This window comes from Defluviitoga sp. (assembly GCF_035349255.1).
Classification (GTDB): Bacteria; Thermotogota; Thermotogae; order Petrotogales; family Petrotogaceae; genus Defluviitoga.
This window is the reverse complement of the sequence record NZ_DAOPSE010000051.1, coordinates 1-6,062: the sequence shown is the minus strand read 5'-3', so window position 1 is coordinate 6,062 and position 6,062 is coordinate 1. Positions and strand designations below refer to the sequence as shown.

The following is a 6,062-nucleotide window of genomic DNA, read 5'->3' as shown; positions in this document are numbered from 1 at the left end:
TTGTTAGGAGGTGGGAGCTGTTTGCAGAGATGGTGGGTATTGAGTGTGTAAGGGTTTAGTGATTTATGGTTTTATACAGGAAAATTATTATTATACAAAATTGAAGGTAGCTAAGAAGATTTTTTGAAACAGAACATAGTGAACAAAGGACCGAATATTAAAAGGAGGGGAATTGGGTGAAAAAAACACTTAGAAGTATATTTTTTATAGGACTTATATGTATATTAGGAGTATCAACTGTGATGGCTGGTAATATTGAAAAAGATTTTTGGGGTTTTACTAGTGATGGAATGCCTGTATATTTATACACTCTTATTAACGATAACGGAGTTTTTATTCAAGTTACTGATTATGGAGCTACATTAGTATCTTTATACGTACCTGATAGAGAAGGCAATTTAGACGATGTTGTTCTTGGATTTGATAGCGTAGCTGATTACGAAAAACCCGATCCACAAAATCCTCATTTCGGTGCAACTATTGGTAGATATGGAAATAGAATTGCAAAAGGGCAATTTATTCTAGAAGGTAGGACTTATTCTTTGGCTCAAAACAACTATCCTAATCATCTTCATGGAGGAGTTAAGGGAATTGAGAAACAATTATTTAAAGGCGTAGCAATGAATACTCCTGATGGCCCAGCTGTTCGTTTTAAGTATATGAGTCATGATGGAGAAGAAGGTTATCCTGGTAATCTTAGCATAAGTGTAACATATACTTTGACTGATGAAAATGAAGTAAAAATAAGTTATCTTGCAACTACTGATAAAACTACCATAGTTAATTTGACCAATCACAGTTATTTCAATCTTTCAGGAGAAGGTTTGGGTGATATACTAGATCATAATTTAATGATTGTTGCAGATAATTATACTCCCGTGGATGATACTTTGATTCCACTAGGAAAAATAAGCCCAGTAGCAGGAACTCCCCTAGATTTTGTAACACCACATAAAATTGGTGAAAGAATCTCAGCGTTTTCAGAACCCCCTTTCAAAGGTTATGATCATAATTTTGTACTAAACAACCAAACTGGTGAGTTAGCATTAGCTGCGAGAGTTGAAGACGAAAAATCAGGAAGAATAATGGAAGTTTATACAACAGAGCCTGGAATTCAGTTTTATACCGGAAATTGGGTAGATACTTATGGAAAAGAAGGAAAATACTATGGGCAATATTCAGGTTTTTGTTTAGAAACTCAGCATTATCCGGATTCTCCAAATCATTCCAATTTTCCATCAACTACTTTAAAACCAGGAGAAATTTATCAAACTTTGACAATATATAAATTTTTAGTCAAATAGAATATGTATATTAGTAAGTAGAGAGACTTAAATCAAGAATTGGATTATCAAAAGAATTGTAAAAATTAGCTTCAATTTAATATAAGTAGTTATTATTAAATCTCAAAATTATCTACGGAGGTGGAGAAAGTGAAAAGAAGTTTTATAGTAGTTTTAAGTTTAGTTTTGGTAGGAGTATTGTTTGGACAGACATTTCTTCTAAGTCCAAAATCTTTAAACAATGCTTATTGGTTTGCTGTCGAAAATGGTATGAAAGATGCTGCCAAAGTTCTCGGAGTTAAGGCTATTTTTGATGCACCTATAGAAGCAGACGCTGCTCAACAGGCTCAAAAGATAAACAGTTACATTAGTAGTGGAGTAAACGGAATTGCTATTTCACCAAATGATCCAGCAGGTATAAAGATCGTTGTTAAAAATGCTTTAAGTAAAGGTATCCCAGTTATTACATTTGATTCTGATGCTCCAGAAAGTGGCAGATATGTATATTTAGGGACAAACAATTATAATGCTGGATATGAAGCTGGTAAATTGATGGCTGAAAAGATATTGAGTGAAAAACCAGGTCAATCTACTATTAATTTGGCAATATTGACTGGAGGATTAGCTGCTCTCAATACAAATGAGCGTATAGCCGGTTTTAAAGACGCTTTAGCAGATTTTGAAAAAGAAACAGGTATAAAAGTTAGATATGTTGCCGATCCATTTCCAAGTGAAGATGACGTAGCTAAAGCAGTTCAAATAGTTAGGGATGTTGAAAGAACTTATCCTAATCTTGATGGATGGTTTACGGCAAATGCTAATATTTTGCTTGCTCCAAATCAGACTGTCATATCAGCTTTTGGCGGTGAGCAGAAGATGAAGGATAAATTAATAGTAGGTTTTGACACACTTCCCCAAGAATTAGAATTAGTTGATGCTGGTTTAGTAGATGGTTTAGTTGGTCAAAGGCCTTATGACATGGGTTATCTATCTCTTACCGTTTTGTATATGATGGATAAAGTTGGAGTAGAAAATGTATTAAAAATACTTCCAAAAGAGCAATACGAAGATGGTTCTTATGATTATATAATTGATACAGGGGTTGATGTCATTACATCTGAAAATGTTAAAGAGTTCATAGAATTCGCTAATAGGATATATACAAGATAATAGTTAAATTTGTTTATTCCATAGGTTGAACTTTTTCAACCTATGGAATAATATATTTTGTGACACATTAAGAAAATTACATCTATCTAAAAAACTACAATTAAAAAGGTGGGAAAAAGCGCAATGCAAAAAATAAAGAAAATTTTTGAAATTAAAGAGATCGGAGTTTTTCTGATCCTAATAGTTTTAATGGTTTTTCTATCAATTGCAACTGACACCTTCTTTACTGCGAGCAATATTTTTGATGTACTCTTGAATAGTTCTTTTATTGCTATTATGGCTTGTGGAATGACAATGGTTATTATCACATCAGGAATAGATTTATCTGTAGGTTCTGTTATGGGGTTTGTAGGTATGTTTATGGCAATTATGATGGTAGATTATTCTTTACCCCCAATCATTGCAATATTGCTTGGTTTAGCTATGGGAACTCTTTTTGGTTTTATCAATGGTTTACTAGTAACCAGAGCAAAGTTACCTCCTTTTATTACTACACTTGGAATGATGAGTGTTGGAAGAGGATTAGCTTATGTGATGAGTGGAGGATGGCCTGTTTCAGGGTTTCCCGATAGTTTTATGGTTAGTGGCCAGGGCCATTTTTTAGGAATACCTTTACCCGTTATTTATCTTCTTATAGTTGCAATTATTGCACATGTTTTTTTGAAGTATACTGTTTTGGGAAAGCATATATATGCTGTTGGAGGAAACGAAAAGGCTGCAAAATTAGTAGGAATTAAAGCAGAAAAAGTGATATTAATTACATATGTAATAAACGGTTTTTTAGCAGCAGTTTCCGGATTTTTAATGACTTCATGGCTAGGTATGGCTCAACCAAATGCAGGCCAAGGATATGAATTAGATGTAATTGCGGCTACAGTAATAGGAGGAACAAGTTTATCAGGTGGAGATGGAAGTATTCTAGGAGCAGTATTAGGAGCATGGATAATGGCAACACTAAGGAATGGTATGATTCTATTAAGAGTATCGTCTTTCTGGCAAGAAATAGTTATTGGGGTTGTTATAGTGGTTGCAGTGGCACTGGATAAAATGAGAAGTAGAGGGGAAGAATAATGAGTGAAAATATACTTACTGTGAAAGATATTAGTAAAAATTTTCCAGGCGTTCAGGCATTAAAGAATGTCTCCCTTTCTCTAAAAAAGGGAGAAGTACTTGGTTTAGTTGGAGAAAATGGGGCAGGAAAATCCACGTTAATGAAAATAATTGCGGGAGTATATACACCTGATGAAGGTAAAATTATATATCAAGGAAAAGAAAAAAAATGGAGGCATCCTTCTGAGCCCATAAAAGAAGGTATAATTACAGTTTTTCAAGAGTTGTCAATAATATGGAATTTAACCATAGCAGAAAATGTCTTTTTAAATGATGAACCTACTACTAAATTAAATTTCATTAACTATAAAAAGATGGTTGAAGAAGCAAAAAGGTTATCAGATATGATGTGTTTAAATGTTAAAGTTGGTGATTTAGCCAAAAAATATCCATTGGCAGTTCAGCAAATGGTCGAAATTATGAGGGCTGTGTATAAAAATGCTAAGGTGTTAATAATGGACGAACCCACATCATCATTAACAGAAAAAGAAGTGCAAGAGCTTTATGATATTATCAAAGATTTAAAAAGTAAGGGAGTTTCAATTATATATATTTCCCATCGTTTAGAAGAAATCTTTGAAGTCACCGATAGGGTCGCTGTTTTAAGAGACGGAGAACTTGTAGAAATCTATGAAACTAATAAAGTATCTCCTGATGTTATTATAAAAGCGATGGTAGGGAGAGAAGTTAAAAATTTCTATGTTTATGAATCTCATAAAATTGGAAAAGAGTTATTGAGAGTAGAAAACTTATCTGGAAAAGGGTTTAAAGATATTAATTTTTCGGTTCATGAAGGAGAAATTTTAGGCTTTTCTGGCTTAGTTGGTTCTGGAAGGAGTGAATTAATGGAAACCATTTTTGGTTATAGGAAAAAGACTTCGGGGAGTATTTATTTCAATAACCAAAAAGTTGAGATTAGCACTCCTCAAGATGCCATAAAGTTAGGTATAGGATTTGTTCCTGAAAATAGAAAAGAAGATGGCCTTTTTTTAATACATACAGTAAAAGATAATATATGTGTATCAATATTAGAAAGAATCTCCAAAAACAAATTTGTTTCACCTTCAAAAATAACTAAAGTTGCTAAAGAATATGTTAGTCTTTTAGATATTAAGACTCCCAGTGTTAATCAAAAAGTCATGTACTTATCTGGAGGAAATCAGCAGAAAGTCGTATTGGCCAGATGGCTAGCTACTTCTCCTAAGCTTCTTATTCTTGATGAACCAACTAGAGGTATAGATGTTGGAGCCAAAGTGGAGATATACAATTTCATATCAAATTTATCTAAAGAAGGCGTTGGAATAATTTTTATATCTTCTGAACTACCTGAGATAATACAATTAAGTGATCGTATAGCCGTAATGAGTTATGGAAGATTAGCGGGGATTTTAGAAAGAGAAGAAGCTACTCAAGAAAAAATTATGGATATGGCTACTGGAATAGCAGAAAAAATAATCAAAAAATAAATAAAATTTTTTATTAAAAAAGGCCGCTATATTTGAATAATTTTTAGGAGGAATAATAAAATGACTTTATTCAAAAGTGTTAAAAATAGAACAATTACAATTATTGTTGTAATTTTTATTTTTTTTACTGCGGCCATTGGTTTTAACTTATTAGCCTTATTTTCTTCTAATAAAGGATTAGAAACATACAAAAGTTTATCAGATCAAACAAACAGTATTTCAGAAATTGAATTGAATTTTTCTAATGCTTCTTTAGCTTTAAAAGATTATATTATTCATTACGACAATGAAACAAAAGATATATTTTTTGATAGTTTCAATAGAATAAAAGATTCAATGCAAGATTTTGAATCAAATCAGAAGATGTTGTTCGAACAATTTCAAGAATATATTTCTTATTATGAAAATAGTTTCAATAAAATAGTAAAATTAAATGAGGAAAAAAGATATTTTGTGGATCAGAACTTTAATATCAAGGTTAATAACTTAAAGACAAGTATGCATGATTTTCAATTGAAATTTTCAGAAGAAGGGTTTTATACTTTCTCCTCATATATAGTTAATATTAATGAAATAATAGACAATATAATTTCATATACACAGGTTTATTTTACTTCTCAGTCTCTTGGAGATAAAAATACAATATTAGAAATGTTTGATCAATTAAATTCTCAATTATCTTTAATCCAATATGTTTTGCCTACAGATGAATCAATTCAATTTATTGTTCAAATTCAGAATCTTACTAGTGAAGTGTTTGATACTTTCAACCAAATAGTAGAGGCAATCGAATCTCAAGACCCAATAATCCAAGAAATGGAACAATTAAGGGTAGAAATACTAAACCTATTAGAAGACCAAAGGGCTCAATTAAAAGAACAACAAGATACATTAGGGCCACAACTAATAGAAAAGAACAACAACTCTATCCTACTAACAATAATATTAACAGTAATAGCCTTTGTAGTAGCAATAATAATGGTCATATATCTAATACGAAGTATAACCAAACCATTACTTGAATTAAGAAACA

The 6,062-nt window shown here is 31.7% G+C and carries 4 protein-coding genes and 1 pseudogene; all 5 read left to right on the top strand.

Going from position 1 to position 6,062, the window contains the following annotated elements; all coding sequences use genetic code 11:
• The first annotated feature begins 242 nt into the window (after nt 1-242).
• On the top strand, nt 243-1,304 hold the full coding sequence (locus tag PKN74_RS07625) for an aldose epimerase family protein (RefSeq protein ID WP_472310163.1): 1,062 nt from the start codon (nt 243-245) through the stop codon (nt 1,302-1,304).
• 129 nt (nt 1,305-1,433) lie between these two features.
• Nucleotides 1,434-2,453 carry a sugar-binding protein gene (locus PKN74_RS07620; protein ID WP_472310161.1) on the top strand — a complete coding sequence of 340 codons (1,020 nt, stop codon included), beginning with the start codon at nt 1,434-1,436 and terminating at the stop codon, nt 2,451-2,453.
• Between the two features lie 123 nt (nt 2,454-2,576).
• Nucleotides 2,577-3,524 (top strand): ABC transporter permease, encoded by a 948-nt coding sequence (locus PKN74_RS07615; RefSeq protein ID WP_472310159.1) that lies wholly within the window; start codon nt 2,577-2,579, stop codon nt 3,522-3,524.
• Nucleotides 3,524-5,029, top strand: a complete 1,506-nt coding sequence (locus PKN74_RS07610) for a sugar ABC transporter ATP-binding protein (protein WP_472310157.1) — start codon at nt 3,524-3,526, stop codon at nt 5,027-5,029. Before PKN74_RS07615 ends, PKN74_RS07610 begins: the two co-directional genes overlap by 1 nt.
• Nucleotides 5,030-5,089: 60 nt before the next feature.
• Nucleotides 5,090-6,062: pseudogene (locus PKN74_RS07605) on the top strand (methyl-accepting chemotaxis protein); the annotation flags it as partial.